Source organism: Microbulbifer sp. A4B17 (genome assembly GCF_003076275.1).
GTDB lineage: Bacteria > Pseudomonadota > Gammaproteobacteria > Pseudomonadales > Cellvibrionaceae > Microbulbifer.
The window spans coordinates 74,103-100,576 of sequence record NZ_CP029064.1; the positions used below are offsets into that span (position 1 = coordinate 74,103).

The window sequence follows — 26,474 nt, forward strand, 5'->3', positions numbered from 1 at the left end:
TTGTGTCTGTCACCAAATTCCAAGACCGTATACCGGGGCAATCTGATGAGATTTTGCAGTGTTTCCTTGCACGAGGGTCTGGGAACTTAAATAATCTGCGTTGTCTATTGTGTCCTCAGTGGCTCGACAGCCCGCCGGCTACGGCGTTCGCACCACTAAATAAAAGTTGGAGATGACTTATGAGAGCAGTTCTCGCCCCGATCACGATGGTTTTGGCTGTAATGTTCAGCCTCGTTGCATGCGCCCAGGAAAGTGGCGAGTTTAAAGCGGGCCAGCACTACGAAGTCCTACCGCAGGCGGTACCGCAGAAGAGCAACGACAAGATCGAAGTGACCGAGATGTTTTGGTATGGCTGTGCCCACTGTTTCACCTTTGAGCCAACCCTTGAGCGCTGGAAAGAAAAGATGCCCAGCGATGTGGCACTGCTGAAGCTGCCAGCTATCTGGCAACCGGTGATGGATGTTCACGCTCGTCTGTACTACGTAGCAGATGCTATGGGTGTCCTGGAGAAGATGCATACCCCTATCTTCAATACCATCTACAGCCAGCGCCAGATGCTGGCTATCCGCGAGGGTCGCAACTGGAAGCCCGATCTGAAGGCTATCGAAGCTCTGTTTAACAAGCACGGCGAAGATGGCGCCAAAGCTGCCAAGCTGATGAATTCCTTCGCTATCAATAGCAAAGTGAAGCAGGGTATGGCCAACCAGCGCGCTTACAAAATGACCGGTACACCAGAGGTCGTTGTTGCGGGCAAATACCGTATCAGTTCTTCCTTCCCAGGCTATAAAGGCAAGAGCAATGGTCAGGAGCTGATGCTGCAGGTAGCGGACTACCTGATTGCCAAAGAGCGTGCAGAACGCGGCTAAGCTGCCCGATTGAACAAACCCCGCCTTGAGCGGGGTTTTTTATTTCTACCCTAGAAGTGGTGCCCTAAAACTCGAAGAGCGGTTCCCTCTCTATCAATTCCTGTTCGACTCGGAAGCTGCTAATGGGACTCAAATGGATTTTATTACTTTTACTTTCAATTGTTTCGAATGCGCCGGTTTGTGCGCAGGACAATCCCAGCAGTGACACATTGGCGGCCCGCGCGAGCAATCTTCTCTCCTATATAGCTGTTGACTATGGAGATGCTGTAGAGGGAGGCCAGCGACTGGATACGCCTCTATATGAGTTGCAAAAGCAACAGGTGGAAGAAGTCCTTCACCTGGTCACACAGCTCCCCGATCGGCCCGGTCGGAAGGGGCTACAGAACAGTCTCTTAGCACTGAGCAAGTTAATCGACGATAAAGCGTCCGCCACAGAGGTGCGCCGTCGGGCTAATGCGATCGCCGATCGCCTCGCCGTACTGTATCAATTACAGCGTTCACCGGGTTATTCGCTGCCCTCGCCGGGGTTTATGATGCCTGTTTATCAACAGCGATGTGCTGGTTGTCACGGTGGCGCTGGTGAGGGTGGCACCGCGGGTCCGGACCTCAATAATCCAGAGCGAATGGCGGGCTTCAGTCTTTACGATCTCTATAACACCCTGGACCCGGTGACGGACTCTATCCATAGCGCTGACATTGATGGAGACCTGACGGGCCTGCAGCGCTGGGCGTTGGCGGTAACGGTAGCGTCTTTCCCGGTTGCGAATCAGTTGCCACCTTCTTCAGATTTAGCTTCCAAATATCCCGGTTTGCTGGGGTTACCCGGCATGGCGACCACGAAACCGTCGGAACTTGAGGCGCCATTGCAACAGGCACTGATGTGGTGGCGGGGAAATCCACATCTTGTGCGCACGTTGGTACCGCCCCTGGTCAGAGCTGTCGGTTTGCTGCAGCTGGCGGAAACCGATTATCGAGGGGGGGACACTACCGGGGCATACAGCAAGTTGATGCTGGCCTATAGAGAGGGATATAGACCGCTGCGACAGCAGTTACTGATACGGGACAGGGAATTGGTGGAACAGCTTCAGATCCAGTGGCAGCAGTTGCGTGGCGATTTGATTGGTGGTGCCAGCTCTACCGAAGTGATCGCCGGGTTACAAAACCTGCGAGAGAACTTGAATTTAGCTCACTCGAAGTTGGAGCCGCCTGTGGTGAGGGAGCGGCGCTATGTGTGGGCGGCGGTTCTGTTCGCACTGGCGATAGGGTTAGGGGCATTACTCTGGTGGGGACTGCGCAGACGAAAGCGAACTAAACTTTAAAAAGTTTTGTCCGCCAATTCTTGGCTCAGACGTGAGGCCATGCCATGTCAAAAGTACTTGCCACTGTTTTTCTGTTGTTAATGGTTGTGGATACCCATGGCTCCGAGGCACTGGATGCATTTCCGGGGGAGGTTGACGGAAAATTGCGCCATGTTATCAATTTGCCCAAAGTTGTCGATGAAAGTCGCTTTAGGGTCGAATTGATACCGGGTAAGAGCCAAATTGCCGCTTGTAACCTGCAAAGCTTCAGTGCTCCCCTGCGAAAAGAAATTCTTCCTGGATGGGGCTACCCCTTTTATGTCTTGTCTGACCTCACCCCAACTACTGATACCCAAAAGGTGTGTGCGCAAGCTAGTGAGACCCGGCGATTTATCACCGTGCGTGGCGATGGATTGATGCTGCCCTATAACAGCAGGTTACCACTGGTCATTTACCTTCCCCAGGGCGTGCAGCTGAAATACCGCGTGTGGAGAGCTGATAAGAATTTCTCCGAAGCAAAATCCAAATAATTGGGCTACCAGTAATACTGACCACCTATTCTCATTGTGAATTTGTCGTAAATTTGAATATTTTTAACGTTTATCCTGCCATCGTTGTAAATTGCGTCTAGCCTTACTTTTCGAGGGATGTGAAAAATAGCGCCGAAGCGCTTTTTCACGCCGATAAGTGAGGCTTTAGCTCCGTAATCGGAAAGGAAAATTGGCGACTTCTCCAGTCGTCTTTTGAATAACCCACCCCCTGTATTGCACTGGGGCCGATACCGTAGGGCAGCGCATGAAGTTTTTGCGTCATTTACCGAAGCGGCATTTTATCAAGCCGGTTGTTTCGTTCGTCACAGCAATATTCCTGAGTATGCCAATGTGGGCCTCGGCAGAGTCCGCCCAGCAAAAGTGGGCGGGAAATTGGCTGGTTGTGAGTGAAGGCGATGATCAATTAGTGTGGCAACTGCATGCTGATGGCTCCGGATATGCCTATGGATTTAATGCCAAAGGCCTATTGACCCATGGTTTTGCCATTAACTGGCAGTTGGATGGTGACCGGGTGCGAGTTAAAACGGGAACTTCGGTGCGCTGTAAGGGCGGGGTCGTATCTGTCGCATTTCGGGATTGGAGCCGTGCCACCCTTCTATTTGCAGTGATTGATGGCCGTCATTGGCTACAGGCGGGCGGTGGGCTTCTGAGCTTCCAGCGTCGGTTGGCTGACTGGCGAACCCCCAAGGCCGGTGCAAGTTGTCCGGATATTGTCAGTCGCTAGCAGTTTACTCCGTGCGAACGCTGCTTAATTCGCGTGTGGAAAAGATGAGTAGTAGGCGGGAATGGATGAAATTCTATCTCTTCCTGCCGCTGCTGTTTTTTGCCTTAACTGCAAATGCCAGCGAAGAGAAAAGAAAAACACTTAATGATGGCTGGCATGCAAAATCACGCTACGATGCCAGTCAATGGGTTGGGGCCTGGCTGATTTCCCGCGATGGTGAAGCGCGGCATGTCTGGAGTCTTAAGCCCGATGGCACTGGGAGATCCTACGCTTTTCTAAGGCAAAATGGAGAGATGCAATTCGTATTTGGGTACGATATTAATTGGTATTTTGACCCTTTTACACAAATGGCCAATATAAAGACCGGGCGCAGAATTATTTGCCGGCGAGGGAAAATTTATCCCTATTTTCTTACCTTAAAATCCTATGAAAGCGACTATGCGGTAAGGGGAAAATTTGCCTGGCAAACAACATGGACAGAAGTGAGTATTGGACGAAATCGCCTGCATAAATCCCTGGTGGTTTTTGTTGCTCCCCTGTCTGCATGGCATGATCCAGATAGAGATTCACCATGTCCCCAATTCCCCCGTGTGCGCCTGGAAAAGGATATTGATGCGGTGCTGAAGAGCTGGGAGGCCGAACAGGAATCATCGGAAATTGATACGACACCCGCACCCAATGAGCCAGAATTTGATGGTGAAGAGCTGAGAAGTCCGTAACTGCCCGCAGTCACCAGGTCAATCTCTCTCAATAAAAATTAGTCCTCTCCAATATATTTCTCACTTTTCATGCTTTCAAAAGCCCTCTCCTGAAAGCCCAAGGATAATTACCAAAACTATTTAGTTATTAAATATCCGTCTCTATTAGGAAAATGATTCTAAAAAAATGCGCGATCTTACCTTGCCCAAATTAAAATATGCTGCCAGGTAATAGAGAATCTATGAAAAATGTAGTTTTATACTTGGGTCATTTTTACCTGAAACACAGGTATTAATCAGCAAGACTGTGCTGAAAACGGTACGACTAAAGAGAAAGCTGTCGTATCAACCAGGCTGGAGAATCTTTTCAGGCGGCAATGAAAGCATGAAAGCTGACCTACCCATAGTGAGAGCATTGAGAACTTTGTATCCCAAGCTACACGATGAAATCTATGTATTTTGTCAGGTTTCTGATAATCGGTTTACAGATATTTTGCCAGAGAGTTTATGTTTTTTTCGAGAAGGTGAGGGAATGAGTGTGATACTGCCTCAAAGTTCGGCCCAGCAATTAGATATTGCGGCGAGTGCCCCCTTTCGCCAGATCACCCTACAGATCCTGGCTGGCCTTGATGCAGTCAGGGTTATTCCCGTGGTCGCCCAGGAACTGATGGAGGCTGGAATCAATACCAGTGTGGTATCCACTCTACATTGCGACCATATTTTTGTCCCCGAAGATCGTGCGGAGTTTGCGGTAAAAATTCTTCGCGGTATCCGCAATCGAGTTCAATACAGCTGATATGTAACCTGCCTGTGCGTATCAATTATCCCTCCACAGAACCCCACGGTGAGATCCGACAGCTACTTCCCAATTTCTTTTATGTGCCCGGTACTATCAAGTTGGCACCCGGGGTCATCATCAATCGAAATATGGGGGTCGCCCGCTGGCAGAACCAGCTTACCTTGATTAATCCCATTAGACTGCGTCCACAACTTGAGGAAAAGTTACAGGATCTGGGCCGTGTAAGCCACGCGATCCGACTGGGGTACCACCATGGATGTGATGATCTCTACTACCGAGACCACTTTAATCTTACTTTTTGGCGGCAGCGGGGTTCGGACTTTTACCCCCCGAAAGCAGATAGGGTGTTGCGTGAGGATGAGGGCTGCCCAATCCCCGGGGGACGCTTCATTATCTTTTCCCAAAGCCAGTTTCCAGAGTCTGTATTGTGGCTTCCATTTAGTGGTGGACTACTTATCAGTTGTGACGCCTTGCAGTATTGGCATTCCTGGCATGGCTGTTCCTGGTTTGGCAGAAATCTGTTGAGGTTCTCCGGTATACGCCGAGGCATGCAGATTGCTCCTGCCTGGAGGGCAAGGATGACACCAAATGGTAAAGACCCGCGGTTATGGTTGAAACATGACTTCGAGCAAATCCTGAGACAGCCCTTCTTGCATTTTCTTGCCGCCCATGGAGATTTTTGTGCAGATAATGCGTATGAAAAGGTGGCATATGCGGTGGAGCGGGCCTTCCCAGGTATAGGGCGAGCCGCATAGTCAGGATTTAAGATTGCTATTCGAGCAAACTTTAGTGGGCCCGGACTGGGGTCTGCCTGAATCATGTTAAGATAGATAATTGCTCGACGGTCCAATAGCACCTCTATTTTGGTGCAATTCCATACGACCTGTCCGTACTAACAATCACGCTTTGTTTTCCTGAGAAGTAGCACTCCCCATGAGAGTTAAGAGTCTATTGGGTGCCTTGTCTATGGCACTTCTGGTGGCTTGTACCACCTCCAGCTTTAACGCGGCTGGCCCTGTCGCAGATAGTGATTATATCCGGCGGGATATCAATTACCTCGCATCTGCTGAACTCGAGGGGCGAGATACCGGCAGCGAGGGCTACCTAAAAGCGGCTCAGTATGTGGCTGGGCAGTTTGCAAAGATCGGACTGATTCCGGCGGGCAACCAGGGTTATTTTCAGGAAGTGCCTTTTCGCAGCGCCAGCTGGAATGGAGACGAGCCCACATTAGTCCTGCAGGGGCGGGGCGATAAAATTGACATGCGGTTTGGTGAAGACTTTCTCGCATCCCCCTCTGCATTGAGTGAGCATTCACAGATCAAGGCGCAGTTAGTATTTGTCGGTTACGGTATCGAAGCTCCAGGCTACGGTATTGATGACTATGCGAGCCTCGATGTTAAGGGAAAGATAGTGGTTATGCTGGCTGGGCGCCCGAAAAGCTTGCCCAGTGAAGTGGGGGCTCACTACTCTTCTCCAAGCACCAAGCGCCAAGTTGCGGCAAAACATGGGGCTGTAGGGAGTATTCGGTTATATACGCCCGAGCGGGAGAAGCGCCGCCCATTTGACTACTATGCGGAGCATCGTTTTGACGATACTTTCGACTGGGTGAAAAATAACGATATGCCCGGTAGGGCAATCCCGGGAATGTATCCGGGGGTTATGTTGAGCATTGCTGCGGGCAGCAAACTGTTTAATGGAGCAGAGCGCAGTCTTGAAAATATTTTTGCGGACATCGAGCAAGGAAAGACTCCGAAAGGCTTCCCCCTTGACTATCGCGCAAGATTAACCAGCAGTTCCAAGCACAAGCGTGTAGTCAGCCCCAATGTGGTGGCAGTTCTGCCGGGGAGTGATCCACTCCTGAAAGATGAATATGTTGTGTTCTCTGCGCACCTGGATCACATTGGAAAGAAAGAAAGCGGCGAAGTTTTTTACGGAGCCCAGGATAATGCGGCCGGCATTGCAGTTATGTTGGAGACTGCTCGTCTATTTGTGGAGTCTGGGCAAAATCCCCGAAGATCGCTGCTTTTCGTTGCTGTCACAGCCGAAGAAAAAGGTTTATTGGGATCGGACTATTTTGCTGAATACCCCACGGTGCCACTGCAATCTATTGTGGCCAATATCAATCTTGATATGCCCATGCTGCTTTATCCATTCCGCGATATTATCGCTTTTGGTGCCGAGCATTCATCCCTGGGGCAGGTTGTGGAGCAGGCTGCACACCGCTCAGGACTAAAACTAAGTCCTGATCCCATGCCAGAGGAAGTTATTTTCGTGCGCAGTGATCACTACAATTTTGTGCGCCGAGGAGTGCCCTCTATTTACCTTATTACCGGCCGCGAGGCTAAAGACCCGAAAGTCGATGGTACCGCCGCGCAGATGTCTTTTTTTCGTGAGCGCTATCACAAGTCAGGAGATGTCGCCGATAAGCAAATTAACTATGAGGCGGCCAAACAGTTTACCGAGGTAAATTACCTGGTTGCCAGGCAAGTGGCTGATGCAGATAGTCAGCCCTATTGGTACGAAGGCGATTTTTTTGGAGATTTATTTTCTCGGCGTTAAGCGGGGTTAATAGGCTTGAGGACAGTTTCTAATCAGGAGTACTAAATCTTTTGAGGAAGATACTCTCCCCTGCTTTTTCATTGTGGCTCGCTTTATAGGTTCCCATGGGATATGCGACAGAGCTGGCCTGACTGTGTTTAACAGCAAGGCTGAGACAGGTGCCGGGCTTTGGTTGCCCTGACCAGAATAGGTAGCTGCTGTGCGGCTGATCCAGTTGTTGATCCCATTGGAGAATAGGGACTGAAGCGAGCAGTTTCCCCAGGTCGATCCCTGAGCACTTCGCTAGTGCTTCTTTACTTGTCCATTGGGTAAGGAACCGAATGGCCGCTTGTCGTTTTGGGAGTGAATTTAGTTCGATAAACTCAGCCTTATGGAAGTATTGATTAGCTATGGCCAACCAATTCCTTTGGCGATTCTCATGTTCGCAGTCAATACCCACGGGATTTTTAGCTGCTGCCACGGCTATAAAGCTTGCTGAATGACTTATGGATACATGGCATAAGGGCTTTCCCTGAGTGCTGGCAACTCTTGGTGCTTCAGCCTCGAGTGCTATTTTGCTGAGTGGGCATCCGTACTGTTCTGCTACCAAAGTGCGCAATAGCAAGCGCCCGGCTAGAAATTGAGCTCTGCGCTTTGAGTTGTTTATTTTTCCAAGCCGCGAGATTTCGGAGCTACCCAGCAATTGTATGGATTCTTCCTGCCAATATCCGGGCCAGTTCTCGAAAGAAGAGCAGGTAAAATAAAACATTCAATATCTCTAAGAAAATGTTCTTTTTAAAACTGATGAAATCCGGTTGACTCGAAAAACTCACACTTTAGCGGTTGGGTGTGCCTAAGTGGTTTAGGTTTCGAATGGCAAATATGTACCATAGTACGAGAGAATATGCTGTGGGAAAAGCCCATGTATATCGCTGTAATTTGAGGCTGCAGCCCGGCCTATAATTCAGCGCTTTTACTGGCGGCTATTGGTCATTTTGTGTACCATTCCCGCCCTGTCTCTGGTCGCGCAATACCTATTAGCTAATTAAAAATAATGGTGGGAAAGGCCAGCTTCAGCTTTTTGATTTTGGGGGATGGAGCTCTGCTCCAGAATTAATGTTTGGTTATGGAATTTGTTGTCAGTAATTGGCGAGCTTGGTGCTCGGGAATATCAGATCAATCGGATTGGCAAGATTGGCGTAGAGGAGAAAAGCAGCTTGGTGGAAATAGCCAGGCGGATGTGTCTTTTCTTCCTGCAATGCAGCGCCGTCGTTTGAGTCCGCTGGCCAAAGCCGTTTTTCATACCGCTTTTCCGCTATTACAGCAAGAAGATATTCCTTTACTGCTTTGCTCAGTGCATGGCGAAGCAATGAGGACTTATTCATTATTGCAAGGCGTTGCAGCGAGAGAAGACCTATCGCCAACTGCGTTTGGACTTTCTGTACACAACGCAATAGCCGGACAGTTCTCTATTGCCTGTAAAACCAGGTCTCCAGCACTTGCGTTAGCTGGAGGAGATTTTCCTATGCAGTCAGGTCTTATAGAGGCTGCTGGTCTACTCCAGGAGGGCGAGGAGGAATTGCTTTTAGTGTTCTGTGAAGAAACACTACCCGAGATGTACTATCCCAGCGCTGAGAGTTCAACATATATTTGTGCAACGGCCCTGCGCTTGTCGAAGCATAAATCTAGTGATACAGATATAAAACTATCGTTAACTGCCAGTGAATGTGCGGGAGCTGAGTCAGTATTTACAGAGCCTGATTACCAGCTTCTGTTGATTAGATCTTTGATTGATCGCGAGGGGCGTATACCTGTTTCAGAGAGATGGGAGCTACAGATCAATGCCAGTTAACTTATTGCCGTCAAAGAAAAAAGACAAGTATTGGCTAAGGTTGGTCGCTACGGCGATAGCATTTAGCCTGTTCGGTATCGGTGGATTGATACTGCGGTTTGTTCTGTTCCCACCATTAAAGGTGATCTATCGGGACACAGAAGTTCGAAAATGCAAGGCTCGTTTGTGTATCCACAACGCTTTTCGATTGTTTATTGGCTTTATGCATATCACGGGTATTTATACTTATCAATTTCGTGATGAACAAAAATTAGCTAAACCAGGCCAATTGATATTGGCAAATCATCCATCGCTTATTGATGTGGTATTTCTAATATCCCGAATACCGAATGCCAACTGTATTGTAAAAGCCAGTTTATTTAGAAACCCGTTTATGCGCGGCGCGGTAATGACTGCAGGCTATATACCCAATGATGACCCGGAACAGATTATCGAACTGGCTTCGAAATCACTACAAAAAGGGGAATCAGTAGTTCTCTTTCCAGAGGGAACTCGCTCTGTACCAGGACAACCGTTTAGGTTTCAGCGTGGGGCTGCCTACATGGCGTTACGCTCCGGGGTGACCCCAACTCTGGTAACAATACGGTGTAATCCACCGATGCTGATGAAAAATATTCCTTGGTACAGTATTCCTCTGAGTCGACCACATTTTAAATTTGATGTGAATGAATCAGAGAGTTTTATTCAAGTAAAAGAAAAAGATGAAACACCACAAGTAGCCCGAGAGGTTACTCAAGAATTAAAAGCATTTTTTACCGAGGAGTGTGCTGCGTGAAAGAGTTAGTTGAAGAGCTCAAAGTTCTGATTATTGATGTATTAAATCTGGAAGATATTACTCCTGAAGAAATTGTAGCAGATGAGCCCCTTTTTGGAGAGGGACTGGGGCTGGATTCTATTGATGCACTAGAGTTAGGTCTTGCTCTGCAAAAAAAATACAACATATCGATAGATGCAGAAAGTGAAGATACAAAATCACATTTTGCTAATGTGAATAGCCTGGCAAATTTTGTAAGCAGCAGCCGCGCTTAATAGAGGTATTTATGTTGAATAGCAGAGAAGAAATTTTACCAAAACTGACCGAAATTCTGGTTGAAATGTTTGAGGTTGATGAGGCGGATATAACAGAAGAAGCCCACCTCTCTGATGATCTTGATATAGATAGTATTGATGCTGTGGACCTAATTGTTCGTTTGAAAGAAGTAACGGGAAAGAAAATTGCACCTGAAGAGTTCAAAAGTGTAAGAACTGTTGGAGATGTAGTTGGTGCAATTGAAAAGGTAATGGCAGAGAAGTGAGTCGATTCGCGCAGCTAATATTGGTCATTATTCTGACACTGTACCCTATGGCAATTTACTTTGGCATAGAATACTTGTCTTTAAGTAGTATTCTGTTACTGCTGTTGATGGTTGCGGTTTTAAGGGTATTGTTTGGCGGCGCGAATAAGGCGATTGGCACCAAGTTAATGGCCGTGGCCTTGGCTTTTGTTGTTGGGGTTTCCTGGTTAAGGGGCGATTCAAACGGACTTCTTTGGTATCCAGTACTTTGTAACCTGATTCTATTTTCACTGTTTTTATACAGTTTGAGTCAACCGCAAACATTAGTAGAACGGCTTGCTCGCCTTACGACTCCAGATTTACCACCTGAAGGTGTCCTATATACACGAAAGGTTACCAAGGCATGGTGTCTTTTCTTTTTAATTAATGGAAGCCTCGCACTGGCAACTGTTTTAAACGGCGATATGAAAGTCTGGACTCTTTACAATGGCCTTGTTTCATATGTGCTAATGGGAATTATGATGGGTGGTGAATGGCTACTGCGTCGTCGCGTCCAAAATAAGGTGTGAGTTAAGGCCGTGGACAAAGTACAGTTTGAACAGGTGTTTGGTTACTCGAATGACCAAGCAGTAGTTAGCTATTCAAGTCGTGGGGAAATTTCATTCGCACAATTTAAACGTGAATTGGCATTTGTTGAGCGAAAGCTAAAAAAATCCCTAAACGAAGCCGGGATCAAAAGAGCTGCCATTTTCTGTGAAGATAGTTACGAGTTTAGTTTACTCTTTTTTGCCGCTATGTCTTGTTGTGAAGTGGTTGTTATTCCGGCAAATAACAAGCGATTTACTCAGCAGACACTTGGTGAGCAAACCCTATTACTGGGCAGCTGGGAAGATAGCTCGGCATTTAGTATAAATATTCCGGATCAATATAGCGAAGAGCTTTCTGTTCCCAGTTATTTTGATGCTGGTATTCAATTATTCACATCAGGAACCAGTGGTGAACCACAAACCGTTGATAAAACCTTATATCAATTGCTCAGTGAGGTTAAGGCCCATAATCTGAAGTGGTCATCCCGGGTGGTTAATACAACTACTTTGGCAACAGTAAGCCACCAGCATATATATGGCTTACTGTTTAAATTACTGTGGCCACTAGCCAGCGGGCGTCGATTTGTTAGTAAGACTTATGTGGATATTGTGGGATTACTCCAAGACGCCCGGAAATGGGGGCCTGCCGTGTGGGTTGCAAGCCCTGCACAGTTAAGCCGCCGTATTTCTTCCTGGCCATGGGAGTTAGGAAAGTCCTTAGTGGATATCTTTTCTTCTGGGGGGCCTTTACTGGAAGGAGATGCAAAGGCGATTGATCAGTTGTGTGGAATCCAGCCCATAGAGGTCTATGGAAGCACTGAAACCGGGGGGATTGCCTGGCGTAATCAATTGCGTCAGAAAAGTTGGAGTCCACTAAAAGGAGTGAACATTGCAAAAAATAGCGATGGGTTACTCAAAGTCTCTTCTCCGTGGTTGCCCAAGGAGTTTATTTGTCAGGACAAAGTACAAATAAGTACAGACGGTATGTTCGAACTTAAGGGGCGGGCTGATCGCATTGTTAAGATTGAAGAGAAAAGAATTTCTCTTACACAAGTTGAGTCCCTACTAGTTGATAGCTCATATATTGTAAAAGCCAATGCACTTGTCCTGGAGCGTAAAAGAAAAATAGTTGCCGCTGTTGCCACACTAACGGAATCCGGGAAAGAACTATTGCAAAAGAAAGGAAAGGCTTCTCTTGCTCGTAAACTTAGAGAAACCCTGGCCAAGGATCTAGATGGCGTGGCTGTGCCACGTTCTTGGCGTTTTGTTGATGAAATCCCCACTAACTTACAGGGAAAAATAACGAGAGACCTGCTAATGCAACTTTTTGATGAAATTCCGGCAGCAATGGTGCCACAGATTATTAGCAGCGAAATATTAGATAATACTTGTCAAGTTAATTTTACGGTTAATGACGAATTGCCTTGCTTGGATGGTCATTTTGAAGGCTCACCGGTAGTGCCGGGGGTGGTACAGCTGGATTGGGCTATGCATTTTGGCCGTCCACTTGTAAAAGCCGGCAGTACGTTTACCCAAATGGAAGTGATTAAATTTAAGCAGTTAATGATGCCCGGTGATGCTGTCACTTTATCTTTGGAGTTCAGCCAGGAAAAGAACAAATTAAATTATTCTTTTCGGAACACTCAAGATGGCAATATAGAATATAGCAGTGGTAGGTTGTGCTTCAGCCATGTCTAACTTTTGTTTTGTAATACCCGTTTATAATCATGAGGGGGCGATCGCAGAGACGCTGGCATCTCTGGATGACTTAAACCTGCCTTACATTCTGATAGATGATGGCTGTGATGAGCCCTGTAGAATTGAACTACAACGCTTAGAGCAGAGCTACGGTCCGCGGGTTCACTTGGTTGTTCGCCAGGCTAATGGTGGAAAAGGTGCCGCGGTAAAAAGTGGTCTGCGAGCTGCGAAAGAGCTTGGATATAGTCATGGAATTCAAGTCGATGCCGATGGTCAACACAGCCCAGCTGATATACCTCAATTCCTAGAGAAAAGCAGAAAGTGCCCTGATTCACTGATTTGTGGCTATCCGCAATACGATAAATCAGTACCTAAAGTTCGTTTGTGGGGACGCTATCTAACTCATGTATGGATCTGGATTAATACTCTTTCTCTGGAGATTAAGGATTCCATGTGTGGGCTGCGTTGTTATCCCTTATCTCGAACTGTAGATTTGTTAGATAACGAGTATACCGGTGATCGAATGGATTTTGATCCAGAGATCTTGGTACGGTGGTATTGGAGCAAAGGCGGTCTCTGCCAGGTACCTGTTAATGTGAGCTACCCAATAGATGGCGTTTCCCATTTCCGGGGATTTGAGGATAACTTCCTTATATCGGCAATGCACACCCGTCTATTTTTTGGCATGTTGGCCAGAACTCTGCGTATTTCGACAGTAGGGCGAAAAGCGTGAGTAATTTACACTGGTCAAAATACCGGGAACAAGGCTTTTTCCTGGGTATCAAGTTCTTATTCTGGTTGCATCACTGGTTGGGTCCGATTGCCTTTAAAGTTGCGGTATACCCGGTAGTTTTATGCTATTACCTAAAAAACCAGAGTGGCCGCAATTCGATTCGTGAGTACTTGGAATTATTCGCCAAACGCTACCCATCTAGCGGTATAGAACCGAATTGGAAAACCGGATTTAGAATTTTTCTTAATTTTGCTAACAGCGCTAGAGAAAAGCTTGAAGCCTGGTTTGTGGGTATCCCGGATAGTCAGGTAAATTTCCCGAAAAGAGCGGGTCTTCACCAGTTGGCAGCTAGTGGCCAGGGTGGATTAATAATTGGCTCTCATCTCGGGAACCTGGAGGTGTGCAGAGCGCTTGGCAGCCTGACAAAGGTACGGGTAAATGTGTTGGTGCATACAAAGCATGCGGTGAAATTTAATCGCATGATGAAGATGCTCAATCCCCTGAGTCAAGTACGGCTTATTCAGGTGACAGAAGTAACTCCCGCTTTAGCGATGCGACTCTCCGAGGCTGTTGAGGCTGGGGAGCTGGTTGTTATTGTCGGTGATAGAACACCTATTAACTCTATGGGGCGCACCTGCGAGGCAGAATTCCTAGGGCGAAAAGCGCCTTTTCCCCAGGGGCCCTATATTCTTGCTGCGCTGCTCAAATGCCCGGTGTACACACTTTTCTGTCTGCGCAGTACTTCCGGATACGATATTTATATGGAAAAACTCTGCGATCGTGTTGTGATGAAACGCGGTGACAGAGAGGGGCATATTCGCTCTCTTGTCGAGGAGTTTGCGCGACGGTTGGAACGCTATTGTCATATAGCACCTTTGCAATGGTATAACTTTTACCCGTTCTGGGATCAGCAAAAATGAATTCAGCAGTACTACAACGAACCCAAATAGTCTTTGATGGCACAGATCTATCTATTGATCAGGTAAACACCATTGCAGCTGGCCGTGGCGATATCTCTCTATCTGATGAAGAGGGCTTTGTCGCAAGGATAAATCGCGGTGCAGAGTTCCTGGATAGCCTTTGGCAGAAGGAAGGTGTGATCTACGGAGTAACCACTGGATATGGTGATTCCTGTACCGAAAGTATTCCTGCAAACCTGGTGGAAGAGTTACCTCATCGATTATTTACCTTCCATGGTTGTGGAATGGGGGAAATCTTTACTCTTGAGCAGAGTAGAGCGATTGTTGCTGCCCGGATTGCCAGCCTTGCAAAGGGCAGTTCAGGGGTCCGATATCGGCTGTTGCAGCAATTGGTTTTGTTACTTCAGAAAGACATTATTCCGGTAATTCCCCAAGAGGGTTCTGTGGGAGCCAGTGGTGACTTGACCCCACTGTCTTATGTTGCTGCGGTTTTGTGCGGGGAGCGCAAAGTTTGGTACCGAGGCCATCAGAGAAAGACTGCTGAGGTATTCGATGAATTACAGATTGAGCCATTGAAGCTATACCCAAAAGAGGGTTTAGCGATAATGAATGGCACCGCCGCAATGACTGGCTTGGCGTGCTTAGCCTACAAACGGGCAGAGTATCTAGCACAGCTGAGTGCTCGTATTACCTCCATGATGAGCGTTGCGTTGGATGGCAATGCCTATCATTTCGATAGCGCGCTTTTTGCAGTGAAGCCTCACCCCGGTCAAAACCAGATTGCAAAGTGGATTCATGACGATCTCAATGTTGGTGCTGCTCCAAGACAAAATAGCCGATTGCAGGATCGCTATTCACTTCGGTGCGCTCCCCATGTAGTTGGTGTATTACAGGACTCTCTGCCCTGGCTCCAGCAGTTTATTCATAACGAACTAAACAGTGCCAATGATAACCCGATCATCGATGGTGAAAACGAGAGGGTGCTTCATGGTGGGCACTTCTATGGTGGGCATATAGCCTTCGCCATGGATAGCCTGAAGAATGCGGTAGCAAACCTCTCTGATTTACTGGATCGACAAATAGCCCAACTGGTAGATGTTAAGTTCAATAATGGGCTCCCGGCAAACCTATCAGGTTTAACCGGGCCTCGAAGATCGATTAACCATGGCTTTAAGGCTGTTCAAATTGGTGCGAGTGCCTGGACTGCTGAAGCACTAAAGCAGACCATGCCCGCCAGTGTTTTTTCCAGATCAACGGAGTGTCATAACCAGGATAAGGTCAGTATGGGCACCATTGCTGCCAGGGACTGTATCAGGGTATTACAGTTAACGGAGCAAACAACCGCAGCGGCACTGATGGTTGCTTGGCAGGGCATTCAGCTTCGAGTTCGTAGTGGAGGAGTGGATTTGGAAAAATTATCTACCGCTCTTAATACCACAATCAGGCAGATAGGAGATGAATTTTCTTTTCTGGAGGAAGATAGAGAGCTTGAACAGCCATTGAGAAAATTCGTTTCGTTAATTCAGCAAAGACATTGGCGCTTATATGAAAACTAATAAACCTATGCGCCCTGAAAAATGGACGGCACAAGTTGAACTACAAATTCCTTTCCACGATGTGGATATGATGGAGATAGCTTGGCATGGGCATTATGCAAAGTACTTTGAAATAGCCCGATGTGCATTGTTTGATCAGTTGGAATATAACTACCAACAGATGAAGGAATCAGGTTTTGCCTGGCCGGTCATAGATTTGCGCGTACGATATGCAAAACCTTTGCGATTTCAGCAATGGATTGTTATTCACGCTGAGGTTTCTGAATATGAAAATCGATTTAAGATCAATTATACGATAACAGATAGAGATACCGGTGTACGCTTAACAAAAGGACATACCGTACAGGTAGCTGTCGAAATAAGTAGTGCCGAAATGCTGTTTGCATCGCCTCCAATTTTGCTGGAAAAATTAGGGGTAAATTAGTGATGACTGCCAAGCGTTTGGTTTTATTTTTTATTTGTTTTCTATTTTCCACAGTAACTTCTGCTTTGACTTCGGAGCAGCAGGCGGTTTTGCGGGAGATAGAGAAAAACATTGTGTCATCTCCACAGATGCTTGGCACTTTTTCCCAGACAAAGAGCCTGCCCCAGTTGCCCAGGCCTCTGGTTTCTTCAGGCGTCCTGGCTATTTCTGAAGAGTTAGGATTAAGCTGGCGAATAGAGAATCCAATAGAATCCCATCGAATATTTAAACTAGATGCTGATTCTGGAAATCGGGTCAATAGCAATATTGTAGGAAATCATGTAGCTGATCCTCTATTAAAGATTATCAGTGGTGATTTTAGTGAGCTGGATCAGACTTTTACGGTGGGACCAGAGATCGCAGAAGAGCAATGGCGAATTAACTTAATTCCCAAGCAAGAGGCTTTTAGAAAGGTTATTGAATCGATAGAAGTCGTGGGAGACAAAAAGATTCGGAAAATAGTACTAGCTGAAGCCAACATGGCAATTACTGAAATAGATATTATGCATTTACATTCAGTTGAAGCTAATAATAGTCAACTACTGAGTGAATTCTCAGAAGATAACCAGAAATAATCTCATGTCACGTCGAGTTGTTATTTGGCTTTCCTTAGTTAGTGTAATTATTGGGATAACTGTATTACGCTATCAATCTAGCTGGCTACAAACAGATATTTTGTTATTAGCTGATAATAACTCCGACTCGGTAAGTAGTGCTGGCATCCAGAAAAAAGTTAGTCAGCAATTACAGGGAAGTCTAATTTGGGTTTTAGTTTCTGAAGGAAAAGAAGCACAACGTCTGGCCAGGCATACCCAAGAGTTGGCGCAGAAACTAAAGGCCACTAAATCTTTAGAGTCTGTTGAATATCGTTGGGCCGATTCTGAAAGCTATAAAGAGGAGTGGGAGCTGCTCTTCCCTCTGCGCCAACAGCTACTCAGCCCTGAAGATAGGGCGTTATTAGACGCTACGCCAGAGGAACTTATACAGCGTCAATTGAGTAAGTTATACGGACCTGACGGCGCTGGAATCGATTTGGAGAAAGATACTTTCTCAACTTTTCGCAATTACTTTACCGCTGATATTGGAATTACTCCACAAGTCTTTGATGGAATCCCGGTACATACAGAGGGACATAAAGTCTTTACCCTGCTTTATACGCTGGCCGCACCGGTGGATTTGACTGGAGAGAGCGATATATCACTTCTTTCTTTACAGTCAGAATTAAAGCAATGGGCCCAAAAAAATGGTTATTCGCTGCTGGTAGCTGGAGCCCCCCTGCATACAGAGTATGCTGCTGCTATGGCACAGGATGAAATACGCCTGATTGGCTCCCTTTCGATCCTTGCTATTTGCTGTCTATGTATTGTTGTCTTTCGCTCATTAAAACCTCTACTAGCCTGTACATTCGCAATTCTAAGTGGTGTGGCCAGTGGTATATCTGGTGTTATTATTATTTTGGGCCAAATTCATATACTGGCTTTTGTATTTGGTACAACGGTTTCTGGATTGGCGATTGACTACGCATTTCACTTTATTTGTAATAGATTGAGGCTGGGCAAGCCAAAAGATAAGGATATATTACCTGGGCTATTGCTGGGCTTGATATCAAGCTGCTTGGCATTTTTCTCTCTTGCATTAACACCTTTTCCGCTTTTACAACAAATAGGGGTTTTTGTCGGCTGTGGTTTAATAGGGGCTTGGTTGACTGTAATCCTGCTATTCCCAGGCTGGATTAATATTAAGCATAGGCCTTTATCGTTTTCCAGTCAGTTTCCTAAACTCAATATTAGGTACTACCTGTTTCCATTGGTTGGGCTGTTGATTTTTGGAGCTGTGGCACTTCAGAAAATTCAATTTAATGATGACCTAAAACTGTTTTACCAGCCCCCAGAATTTCTTAAACAAGATGAAATAAATCTAAATTCTCTGATTAGATCCCGGCCAGACTCCCGTTACTTTCTGGTTTTTGGTGAAGATGAGCAACAAGTATTAACACGGGAATGGGAACTTAGAAATCAACTGGACTATTTAGTAGAAAAGGAAATTATTAGTGGTTTTCAGGGGGTAACCAACCGAATACCTCCAAAAGAGGTTCAAGAAGCGGACTGGAAGTTATTGTCGAAGTTTTACAGTGGGGATGCTGTCAGGTCTTTTTATCAGCAATTGGGTTATTCTGAACAAGATATTAACCAGCAGTTAAGTTCTAAAATACAGCCATTCAAGACTTTTAATTTCTCTGAATGGTTGCCAGTTGCAGGTCGGCAATATAAAGGATTATGGCTGGGTTGTGAAAATAATCACTGTTATTCTGTGGTACGTATTTATGGCTTAAAAGAAGATTTGTCATCTTTAGAGTTACTGCCTGGAGTAACCTATGTTGATACTACCAGAAGTATCTCTAATGTTATGTCACAACAGCGTGATCTGTTGCTGCAATTACTGCCATTAATATTCATTGTTGTACTTCTGGTAACTGCAACTAAAACAGGAATAAAGCAAGCCTTAAGTATAGTTGCACTTCCATCCAGTGCAGTACTAGGCACCCTGGCGATAGTGATTTTACAGGGATCAGCAATTAATTTATTTCATGTTGCGGCTTTATTACTTGTCTTTGGTATTGGTATAGATTACGCAATATTTAGCCATACAAGCAGAAAGACAGAGCAGCATTATACCCTGCTGGCGATAGCCATGGCTGGGTTAACAACTTTTTTAGGGTTTGGTTTGTTGGCATTGTCTGACACACCGGCGATAGCAAATTTTGGGTTAGTCCTGGCTGTGGGCACAGTATTAACTTTGTTGTTGGCATTTTTATTTTTTTGTACACGGGGTAAGGGATATTAGCCAATGAAAGAAATTAAGTCTGACGTTGTTATTATTGGTGCCGGTCCTGCCGGAGCTATCGCAGGTGCGTTATTGGCTAAAAAAGGTTGGCAAGTTTCGATAGTTGAGCGGGAAGAATTTCCTCGCTTTTCTATTGGCGAAAGCCTACTGGCTCAATGTATTGAGTATTTAGAAAAAGCAGATATGTTAGAAGCTGTGAAATCAGCGGGCTTTCAATATAAAAATGGTGCTGCTTTTGAGTGGGATGGTGCTCGTACGTCATTTGATTTCCGGGAGAAGTTCTCCCCGGGGCATGGCACCACCTTCCAGGTACAGCGGGCTAAGTTTGATAAAATCCTGGCTGATGAAGCCGAGCGCCAAGGTGTTAAGGTCTATTATCGCCATTCTGTAGTGTCAGTTGATATTGCTGAGAATAACGCAAAATTAATCGCCGAGAATGATGGAGAAAACCTGGCTTTCCAGGCGCGCTTTGTATTGGACGCCAGTGGCTTTGGCAGAGTTTTACCGCGATTACTTGATCTCGATCGTCCGTCAGAATTTCCTGTTCGAGAATCCGTGTTTACACATGTTGAAGACAATATTGATGATAGCCATTTTGACCGGGATAAAATCTTAATCACTGTGCATCCCAGTGAGCGGGATATTTGGTATTGGTTGATTCCCTTTGCAGATGGAAGAGCTTCTATTGGGGTTGTAGGTGAGAAAGAAAAGATTTCGACCTGGGGGCAGGATCCGGAACAGATATTGAAAGGGGCTATTGCCTCCGCCCCCGAGTTGGCAAAAACTCTGCGCAATGCCAAATTCGATACGGAAATACAACGTATTTGCGGATATTCCAGTGATGTGACCAAACTGGCCGGCCCTGGTTTTGCGCTTTTGGGGAATGCCGGAGAGTTTCTAGACCCGGTATTTTCATCCGGTGTTACCATTGCAATGAAATCCTCAGAGTTAGCAGTTGAGTGCCTGCATCGCCAGCTCTCAGAGGAAGCGGTTGATTGGGATGAAGAGTTTGTTGAACCCCTGAAGCACGGTGTGGAAGTTTTTAAAACCTATGTCAAAGCTTGGTATGACGGTCGTTTTCAGGATGTAATTTTTTATCAAACCGATCAAAAAGAAATAAAAGGCATGATTTCCTCAATCTTGGCTGGTTATGCATGGGATAAAAAAAATCCGTTTGTTGCCGCTGCTGAGCGTCGATTGAATACACTGGTAGAAATATGTTCCGCCAAGTAATACTGTTTTTGAGTTTTCTTACCCTGGTGGGATGTATGTCCACAGGGGGGAGGAAAGAAGAGCTGCAAAGTTGGCCATTGGCCCCTCTATTGAGCGAGGGACCGCGCCAGCTCAATCAACATTTACGCATTGTCTATCAAGGCGATGAGTATGAATTGATGGCGGCTACTTTCCACACTTTTGAGAGTTTAAAGATATCTCTTCTCAGCCCTGAAGGGATAAGCCTGCTGGATGTTACATACGATGGTAATGAGGTAAGCACCCATTACCACATGAGTAGAGCAGAGAGAGTGCCACCAGAGAAATTGCTGGCAGATATCCAGTTTGTATACTGGCCAATTGCCCAGCTTCGTGAAGTATTGCCCGTAGGCTGGAATTTGGACGAGGCTATTGTCGAGGGAATTTACACGCGAAAACTCTCACGCAATGGTGAAGTGAATTCAGTGGCTCGCTATAGCAGTAAAGATATTTGGAAGGCCCAAATTGAGCTGGAGCACAAACTACTGGGTTATAGGTTAAGCATTAGGAATTTCTAAGTATGAAAAATTTCTATCTTAATCATATGGGGATCATCTGCACCCTGGGAAATACTGCTGAGGCAGTAGCTAATTCCTTGTTCGGTGATGAGAGTTCTCATATGCAGATCGATGAAACCTATTTGCCACAATACAGAGGGAATCTGGGTATTGTGCAAGGGAAGCTGCCTGATTTACCGAGTTCGTTGCAAGATTACCACTGCCGCAATAACCAGCTGGCTCTGGCTGTGCTGGCTCAAATTGAAAGTGCAGTCGCTGAACTAATAGAAAAACATGGTGCGGGCCGAATTGGCGTTGTGATGGGAACCTCAACCTCGGGAATAGACTCAGGTGAGGCCTACTTAAGTGGTGAGAAAGAGACAGGATATAATTATCGGCTTCAACAGCAAATGGCTGGTTTGAGTACCTTTGTTGCGAAGTACCTGGGAATCCAAGGCGTTCAGCTCACCGTCTCCACAGCTTGCTCGTCCAGTGCCAATGCTTTTGCCAGTGCCCGGCGCCTTATCTCAACCGGTACTTGTGATGCCGTTGTTGTTGGCGGTGTGGACTCCCTCTGTGGCATGACAGTCCGGGGGTTTCATAGCCTGGGGGCACTTAGTGCCGGCCAGACCAATCCTTTCAGCGTTAATCGGGATGGTATTAACCTCGGGGAAGCTGGAGCAATGTTTGTGCTGAGCAAAGAGCCTGGTCCTGTGGTTCTATCTGGTGTTGCTGCCACGTCTGATGCCCACCATATGTCGGCCCCAGACCCAGAAGGACGTGGTGCGGAAGCCTGTATGCGCGGGGCTCTGGAGAATGCTGGCTTGGATACTGCCGACATTGATTACCTAAATCTTCATGGTACGGGAACGCCACATAACGACTTTATGGAGGCTCTAGCCGTTGAAAGAGTGTTTGGAAGCCAGCTACCGTGTTCTTCCACAAAACCTTACACCGGGCACACACTCGGTGCTGCCGGCGCTCTTGAAGCGGCTTTTTGTTGGCTTGCCTTACAATATGATCAGCTTCCCCACCATCAGTATGATGGCCATTATGATCCGGAGATAGTGCGACTGAACCTGTATCAAGGCCACGAGGCTCCTGGAAAATTGCGCTATGTAATGAGTAACTCTTTTGCCTTTGGTGGGAGTAATTGCTCGGTAATCTTGGGCAGTCAGAGGTAAAATAGATGCACAAATATACTGCTGAAGAACTGGTTCCACACAGTGGAAATATGTCACTCCTCGATGAAGTGATCTCTGTAGGCGAGGAGCAGCTACAGGCAAAGTTGCGAGTTCGTGATGATGGAATATTTTCCCGCAACGGTCGTGTTCCCGCTTACGTGGGCATTGAATATATGGCCCAATCCATCGCAGCTTTCTCTGGATATCATGCAAAAGAGCAGGGTAAAGACGTTCGCCTGGGTTTTTTACTGGGTACCCGCAAGTTCCTGTCAAATATCGAGAGTTATCGCTGTGGCGAAGAATTAACAATTGATGTAGAGCGCATTCTGCAGGCTGAAAATGGCATGGCGACATTTGAGTGTGTGATAACCGGCTCATCTATCGAGCAGAGTGCGCGACTTAATGTTTTTCAGCCGGATAACGTAGAACAGTATTTGAAGGAAAGAAACTAAATGTCAGAGTGGGTTTTAGTTACCGGTTCCAGTCGTGGTATTGGCCGGGCGATTGCACTGCAGTTAGCTGAAGATGGCTACGATATTGTTTTACATTGCCGCAGCCGCCGTGATCAAGCAGAGGAAACTGCAGAAGAGATCGCTAAGTTAGGTCAAAAAAGCAGAATTTTGCAGTTTGATATTGCCGACCGGGAGCAGGCACGGGATGTCTTATTGGAAGATGTCGAGAGTAATGGCTGTTACTACGGCATTGTGTGCAATGCTGGTGTTACTGCCGACAATGCTTTTCCTGCGATGCCTGCTGAAGATTGGGATTTTGTTGTGCATACCAATCTGGATGGTTTCTACAATGTTTTACACCCCTTAACCATGCCAATGGTCAGGCGCCGAGCGCCCGGCCGTATTGTCGTGATGACTTCTGTATCCGGCATTGCTGGAAATCGCGGCCAGGTAAATTACTCCGCATCCAAAGCGGGTTTGATCGGTGCGAGTAAGGCATTGGCGTTGGAGTTAGCCAAGCGAAAGATTACCGTGAATTGTGTTGCTCCGGGCCTCATTGACACTGATATGTTGGATGAAGACTTGCCCGTTGAAGAAATTTTAAAAATGGTGCCTGCCCGCAGAATGGGTAAACCAGAAGAAGTGGCGGCAACTGTAGCGTTCCTGATGCACGAACGTGCTGCTTACATCACCCGTCAAGTTATCTCAGTAAATGGTGGTCTCTGCTAATGAAGCGCGTGGTTGTTACAGGAATGGCCGGAATATCCCCTATCGGCCAGGGTTGGGGCTCGGTTAGTCAGGCTTTACAGAGCGGTCTGTCAGGCATTTCCTACATGGAAGACTGGGATAAGTATGAGGGGCTTGAAACCCGACTGGGCGCGCCGGTAAAGGACTTCGAAAAACCGGCTCACTACAACCGCAAACGTGTGCGCAGCATGGGCCGCGTCTCATTAATGGCGGTTCGCGCCAGCGAGATTGCGCTTGAGGATGCGGGATTATTGGATGACCCCATTCTCAAAAGTGGTGCTGTTGGTGTCGCTTATGGATCATCTGCGGGAACTCCAGCTGCAATAGCCGACTTTGGCAATATGCTTCTAAATCACCGCACCGATGGCCTAAATGCGACCAGTTATATAAAAATGATGTCCCACACGGCGGCGGTCAATATTGGGGTATTTTTCGGATTGTGTGGACGGGTTTATACCACCAGCTCCGCTTGTACCTCTGGAAGCCAGGGGATTGGGTATGCCTATGAGGCGATTCGCAATGGTAGCCAAACCATTATGGTGGCCGGTGGTGCAGAGGAGTTGTGTGCAACCGAGGCCGCGGTCTTTGACACCTTATATGCGACTTCAACAAAGAACGACACCCCTGAATTGTCTCCACGTCCTTTCGACCGCAACCGGGATGGATTGGTTATCGGCGAAGGCGCTGGCACGCTTATTTTGGAAGAGTATGAACACGCGATTGCCCGTGGAGCCAGGATTTATGCAGAGGTCGTAGGATTTGGAACCAACTCTGATGGCAGCCACGTTACCCAACCTCAATCGGCAACTATGCAGGTGGCATTGCAGCAGGCAATAGCACAGGCTGGAGTAGAGACCAGTGAAATAGGTTATGTCAGTGCGCATGGCACAGCTACGGATCGAGGTGATATTGCGGAAAGCCACGCAACCCGTAATGCATTTGGGCGTGCAGTACCCATAAGCTCACTTAAGAGCTATACCGGTCATACGCTGGGTGCCTGTGGCGCATTGGAGGCTTGGGCAAGCATTCAGATGATGCGTAACGGTTGGTTCCATCCCACGGTTAATTTGGCAGAGGTTGATTCTGACTGTGCGGAATTAGACTATATCCAGGGCAGTGGAAAGCATATCGATACTGAGTATGTGATGAGTAATAATTTTGCCTTTGGCGGGATCAATACTTCTTTAATCTTTAAAAGACGAATTTAATTTTCCGATCAGAGAGCTTTAATCCAGGGATAGCATATGAAGTGGGCACTGGCTGTAGTTTCGACAATTCTTTTGGCTCAGCCAGTTACTGCTGATGAACTTCTAGTGAGTTTTGGCGGTGGCCCGCAGCCTGATTCAAGCCAGAACAATAAAACCTACGGGATAGATTACTCCTTTAAAACATTTGAAAAGAGTTACCGTCAGCATATTGATATAGGTGTTAGCTATACTGAGCTAACTACTGATGCCGATGAAAATAAACGCATAAGAGCGTTTTCCATCTATCCTCAATTAAATCTATATCCCAGGCAAAGAAGTTGGGGGCAACCTTATTTCTTTGTTAGAGCGTTGGGTCCCAGCTATATTTCCAGCAATCAATTGGGAAACCGTCGTCAGGATAATAATTTTTCTTTCCAGGCACAGGTTGGATATGCTGCGCGAATCAACTGGAGAGGGAAAGAAGATCTGGTGCTAATGGTTTCCTGGAAACACTTCTCCAACGCCAATCTGTTCAGTGACAATGATGGAATAGATGTTCCGTTTGTTATTAATTTGGGTATAAAAATCTGACTTTCAGTTAAGATAACTCCCCAGTAGTCACAGCTACCGGGGATATAAAAACTATCAAATGGAAAGTTCTTTTATAATCGCGTCATTCAAATTTCTAACCCAGTGATTGTAGTTTCTGTGAATGGTGTAATATCTTTCGCTATAGTCAAGCATATCGCTGTCTTTATAGGTGATACTATAACTATTAAGGTTATATATAATATCTGCTTCAGCATGATGCTTACGAACGTTAATAGTGGCTAATATTTTTCCAGGAGCAACTTGTTGGCAAGTCCAGTTTCTCGCGATACACCCTGCAATAATTGATGTTTTAATTGAATCTTGAGTTTGAGCAGACCCATCGAGACGATCGGGAATTAGTCTACTTTCAATATTCATGATTGGATTACTTGTGCAGCCAGATATAATTAATGCAAAGGCCGCAATAGATATAGACCTAATAATATAATTCATGAAATTTCCTTATTGGGGTGAGGCTAAATTTTATGGTTTCTAGAGATCCACTTGGCTACGTCGTTGCCAAGGGTATTAACACAACGTTCAAGAACACTGCAGGAGCTTTTGAATTTATAAAATAAGCCTCCGTTTGAGTTTCTGGTGGTCTTGAAGTTATCTATCAATTCACCGTTTTTGTAAAGTTCAGCCCCAATTGAGACTGATTTTTGATGGCCACCTGAAAAATATCTTCCGCTATATGCATTGAGAATTGTCAATTTAAGACTGTATCCATCTGATTGAATATTCAGCTCTGGATCTAGTGAGCTGGCAAATCCATGCTTGCCAAGAAATTTCTTGGTTGAGCTAGAAAATTGATAACCAAGGTTATTACACTCTTTAACTATATTGGATGCAATTAATTCTTCATCGTGATATTCGGCTTTTTTATTGATGGAAATCAGGCCATCTCCATAAGCAGATAGCGAGAGACTGAAAATAGTACCAAACAATAAAATTCCTTTGATTTTCATATAACCTCTTTTAAGTACGGAATAGATCACTTAAATAAAAATAGATAAAACAATAAGTTGAGGAGGTCGTCTTAGGTTGCGTAATTTACCAAAATAAATAGATGGGTAGTAGATCTTGGATTGATGATAGCGGAGGATAAGAATTCATCATATGCAAAAATCAGGGTTAGTCCATACGGCTCATAGAGCGAATGGT

At 46.2% G+C, this 26,474-nt stretch carries 30 protein-coding genes; 27 read left to right on the forward strand and 3 right to left on the reverse strand.

The genetic code is table 11. The features are described 5' to 3' along the window. Window positions 1–179: 179 nt before the first annotated feature. The 8 genes from BTJ40_RS00335 to BTJ40_RS00370 all read left to right on the forward strand — a co-directional run bounded on the left by BTJ40_RS00335 (window position 180) and on the right by BTJ40_RS00370 (window position 7,495). Window positions 180–866 (forward strand): thiol:disulfide interchange protein DsbA/DsbL, encoded by a 687-nt coding sequence (locus tag BTJ40_RS00335; RefSeq protein ID WP_108731251.1) that lies wholly within the window; start codon window positions 180–182, stop codon window positions 864–866. 122 nt (window positions 867–988) lie between these two features. Further along, the gene (locus BTJ40_RS00340) at window positions 989–2,185 is read left to right on the forward strand and encodes a hypothetical protein (RefSeq protein ID WP_108731252.1); all 1,197 of its coding nucleotides are present in this window, start codon (window positions 989–991) and stop codon (window positions 2,183–2,185) included. Window positions 2,186–2,229: 44 nt separating this feature from the next. Then, window positions 2,230–2,694, forward strand: a complete 465-nt coding sequence (locus BTJ40_RS00345) for an ecotin family protein (protein ID WP_108731253.1) — start codon at window positions 2,230–2,232, stop codon at window positions 2,692–2,694. A 265-nt stretch (window positions 2,695–2,959) separates the two neighbouring features. Then, a complete protein-coding gene (locus BTJ40_RS00350; RefSeq protein ID WP_192879365.1) occupies window positions 2,960–3,439 on the forward strand; it encodes a hypothetical protein in 480 nt (159 codons plus the stop codon). 65 nt (window positions 3,440–3,504) lie between these two features. Continuing rightward, window positions 3,505–4,158: a hypothetical protein gene (locus tag BTJ40_RS00355; protein WP_108731254.1), complete on the forward strand. Its 654-nt coding sequence runs from the start codon at window positions 3,505–3,507 to the stop codon at window positions 4,156–4,158. A 364-nt stretch (window positions 4,159–4,522) separates the two neighbouring features. Further along, on the forward strand, window positions 4,523–4,933 hold the full coding sequence (locus BTJ40_RS00360) for an ACT domain-containing protein (protein ID WP_108731255.1): 411 nt from the start codon (window positions 4,523–4,525) through the stop codon (window positions 4,931–4,933). A 14-nt stretch (window positions 4,934–4,947) separates the two neighbouring features. Further along, window positions 4,948–5,691, forward strand: coding sequence for a hypothetical protein (locus BTJ40_RS00365; RefSeq protein ID WP_108731256.1), 744 nt, complete (start codon window positions 4,948–4,950; stop codon window positions 5,689–5,691). Between the two features lie 178 nt (window positions 5,692–5,869). Further along, complete coding sequence (locus tag BTJ40_RS00370) at window positions 5,870–7,495, forward strand: M28 family metallopeptidase (protein ID WP_108731257.1); 1,626 nt, start codon at window positions 5,870–5,872, stop codon at window positions 7,493–7,495. A gap of 28 nt (window positions 7,496–7,523) precedes the next feature. Here the strand turns inward: BTJ40_RS00370 and BTJ40_RS00375 are convergent, their stop codons facing one another. After that, window positions 7,524–8,243 (reverse strand): 4'-phosphopantetheinyl transferase superfamily protein, encoded by a 720-nt coding sequence (locus BTJ40_RS00375; protein ID WP_108731258.1) that lies wholly within the window; start codon window positions 8,241–8,243, stop codon window positions 7,524–7,526. A 357-nt stretch (window positions 8,244–8,600) separates the two neighbouring features. On the opposite strand from BTJ40_RS00375, the gene BTJ40_RS00380 reads away from it, so the two are divergent. Genes BTJ40_RS00380 through BTJ40_RS00470 form a run of 19 tightly spaced genes read left to right on the forward strand, consistent with a single transcriptional unit; the run spans window position 8,601 to window position 25,310 of the window. Continuing rightward, window positions 8,601–9,326, forward strand: coding sequence for a beta-ketoacyl synthase chain length factor (locus BTJ40_RS00380; protein WP_108731259.1), 726 nt, complete (start codon window positions 8,601–8,603; stop codon window positions 9,324–9,326). Then, complete coding sequence (locus BTJ40_RS00385; RefSeq protein ID WP_108731260.1) at window positions 9,316–10,101, forward strand: 1-acyl-sn-glycerol-3-phosphate acyltransferase; 786 nt, start codon at window positions 9,316–9,318, stop codon at window positions 10,099–10,101. Before BTJ40_RS00380 ends, BTJ40_RS00385 begins: the two co-directional genes overlap by 11 nt. Then, complete coding sequence (locus tag BTJ40_RS00390; RefSeq protein WP_108731261.1) at window positions 10,098–10,355, forward strand: phosphopantetheine-binding protein; 258 nt, start codon at window positions 10,098–10,100, stop codon at window positions 10,353–10,355. Before BTJ40_RS00385 ends, BTJ40_RS00390 begins: the two co-directional genes overlap by 4 nt. An 11-nt stretch (window positions 10,356–10,366) precedes the next feature. After that, entirely contained in the window at window positions 10,367–10,621 is a 255-nt protein-coding gene (locus BTJ40_RS00395; protein ID WP_202862844.1) for an acyl carrier protein, read from the forward strand. Window positions 10,622–10,668: 47 nt separating this feature from the next. Continuing rightward, window positions 10,669–11,169, forward strand: coding sequence for a hypothetical protein (locus BTJ40_RS00400; protein ID WP_157953837.1), 501 nt, complete (start codon window positions 10,669–10,671; stop codon window positions 11,167–11,169). Between the two features lie 9 nt (window positions 11,170–11,178). Next, window positions 11,179–12,885, forward strand: coding sequence for an AMP-binding protein (locus tag BTJ40_RS00405; RefSeq protein WP_108731263.1), 1,707 nt, complete (start codon window positions 11,179–11,181; stop codon window positions 12,883–12,885). Next, entirely contained in the window at window positions 12,878–13,618 is a 741-nt protein-coding gene (locus BTJ40_RS00410; protein WP_108731264.1) for a glycosyltransferase family 2 protein, read from the forward strand. Before BTJ40_RS00405 ends, BTJ40_RS00410 begins: the two co-directional genes overlap by 8 nt. Further along, on the forward strand, window positions 13,615–14,538 hold the full coding sequence (locus BTJ40_RS00415; protein ID WP_157953838.1) for a hypothetical protein: 924 nt from the start codon (window positions 13,615–13,617) through the stop codon (window positions 14,536–14,538). The genes BTJ40_RS00410 and BTJ40_RS00415 overlap by 4 nt, the downstream gene beginning before the upstream one ends. Beyond that, window positions 14,535–16,094 carry a histidine ammonia-lyase gene (gene hutH, locus BTJ40_RS00420; protein ID WP_108731266.1) on the forward strand — a complete coding sequence of 520 codons (1,560 nt, stop codon included), beginning with the start codon at window positions 14,535–14,537 and terminating at the stop codon, window positions 16,092–16,094. The genes BTJ40_RS00415 and hutH overlap by 4 nt, the downstream gene beginning before the upstream one ends. Then, a complete protein-coding gene (locus tag BTJ40_RS00425) occupies window positions 16,084–16,518 on the forward strand; it encodes a thioesterase family protein (protein WP_238152097.1) in 435 nt (144 codons plus the stop codon). The genes hutH and BTJ40_RS00425 overlap by 11 nt, the downstream gene beginning before the upstream one ends. Beyond that, a complete protein-coding gene (locus BTJ40_RS00430; protein WP_157953839.1) occupies window positions 16,518–17,132 on the forward strand; it encodes an outer membrane lipoprotein carrier protein LolA in 615 nt (204 codons plus the stop codon). Before BTJ40_RS00425 ends, BTJ40_RS00430 begins: the two co-directional genes overlap by 1 nt. 4 nt (window positions 17,133–17,136) lie before the next feature. Next, window positions 17,137–19,401, forward strand: a complete 2,265-nt coding sequence (locus BTJ40_RS00435) for an MMPL family transporter (protein ID WP_108731268.1) — start codon at window positions 17,137–17,139, stop codon at window positions 19,399–19,401. Window positions 19,402–19,404: 3 nt separating this feature from the next. After that, window positions 19,405–20,634: an NAD(P)/FAD-dependent oxidoreductase gene (locus BTJ40_RS00440; protein WP_108731269.1), complete on the forward strand. Its 1,230-nt coding sequence runs from the start codon at window positions 19,405–19,407 to the stop codon at window positions 20,632–20,634. Between the two features lie 35 nt (window positions 20,635–20,669). Beyond that, window positions 20,670–21,170 carry a DUF3261 domain-containing protein gene (locus tag BTJ40_RS00445; protein ID WP_157953840.1) on the forward strand — a complete coding sequence of 167 codons (501 nt, stop codon included), beginning with the start codon at window positions 20,670–20,672 and terminating at the stop codon, window positions 21,168–21,170. A gap of 2 nt (window positions 21,171–21,172) precedes the next feature. After that, the gene (locus tag BTJ40_RS00450) at window positions 21,173–22,333 is read left to right on the forward strand and encodes a beta-ketoacyl-ACP synthase (protein ID WP_108731271.1); all 1,161 of its coding nucleotides are present in this window, start codon (window positions 21,173–21,175) and stop codon (window positions 22,331–22,333) included. A gap of 5 nt (window positions 22,334–22,338) precedes the next feature. Continuing rightward, complete coding sequence (locus BTJ40_RS00455) at window positions 22,339–22,785, forward strand: hotdog family protein (protein WP_108731272.1); 447 nt, start codon at window positions 22,339–22,341, stop codon at window positions 22,783–22,785. Next, window positions 22,786–23,514, forward strand: a complete 729-nt coding sequence (gene fabG / locus BTJ40_RS00460; RefSeq protein WP_108731273.1) for a 3-oxoacyl-ACP reductase FabG — start codon at window positions 22,786–22,788, stop codon at window positions 23,512–23,514. It abuts the gene before it with no gap. Then, on the forward strand, window positions 23,514–24,740 hold the full coding sequence (locus tag BTJ40_RS00465) for a beta-ketoacyl-ACP synthase (protein ID WP_108731274.1): 1,227 nt from the start codon (window positions 23,514–23,516) through the stop codon (window positions 24,738–24,740). Before fabG ends, BTJ40_RS00465 begins: the two co-directional genes overlap by 1 nt. A 36-nt stretch (window positions 24,741–24,776) precedes the next feature. After that, window positions 24,777–25,310, forward strand: a complete 534-nt coding sequence (locus BTJ40_RS00470; RefSeq protein ID WP_108731275.1) for an acyloxyacyl hydrolase — start codon at window positions 24,777–24,779, stop codon at window positions 25,308–25,310. A gap of 54 nt (window positions 25,311–25,364) precedes the next feature. On the opposite strand, the gene BTJ40_RS00475 is transcribed toward BTJ40_RS00470, so the two are convergent. Together BTJ40_RS00475 and BTJ40_RS00480 are read right to left on the reverse strand one after the other, a co-directional pair. Continuing rightward, complete coding sequence (locus tag BTJ40_RS00475; protein WP_108731276.1) at window positions 25,365–25,763, reverse strand: hypothetical protein; 399 nt, start codon at window positions 25,761–25,763, stop codon at window positions 25,365–25,367. 23 nt (window positions 25,764–25,786) lie between these two features. Beyond that, a complete protein-coding gene (locus BTJ40_RS00480) occupies window positions 25,787–26,278 on the reverse strand; it encodes a hypothetical protein (protein WP_108731277.1) in 492 nt (163 codons plus the stop codon). Window positions 26,279–26,474 lie beyond the last annotated feature (196 nt).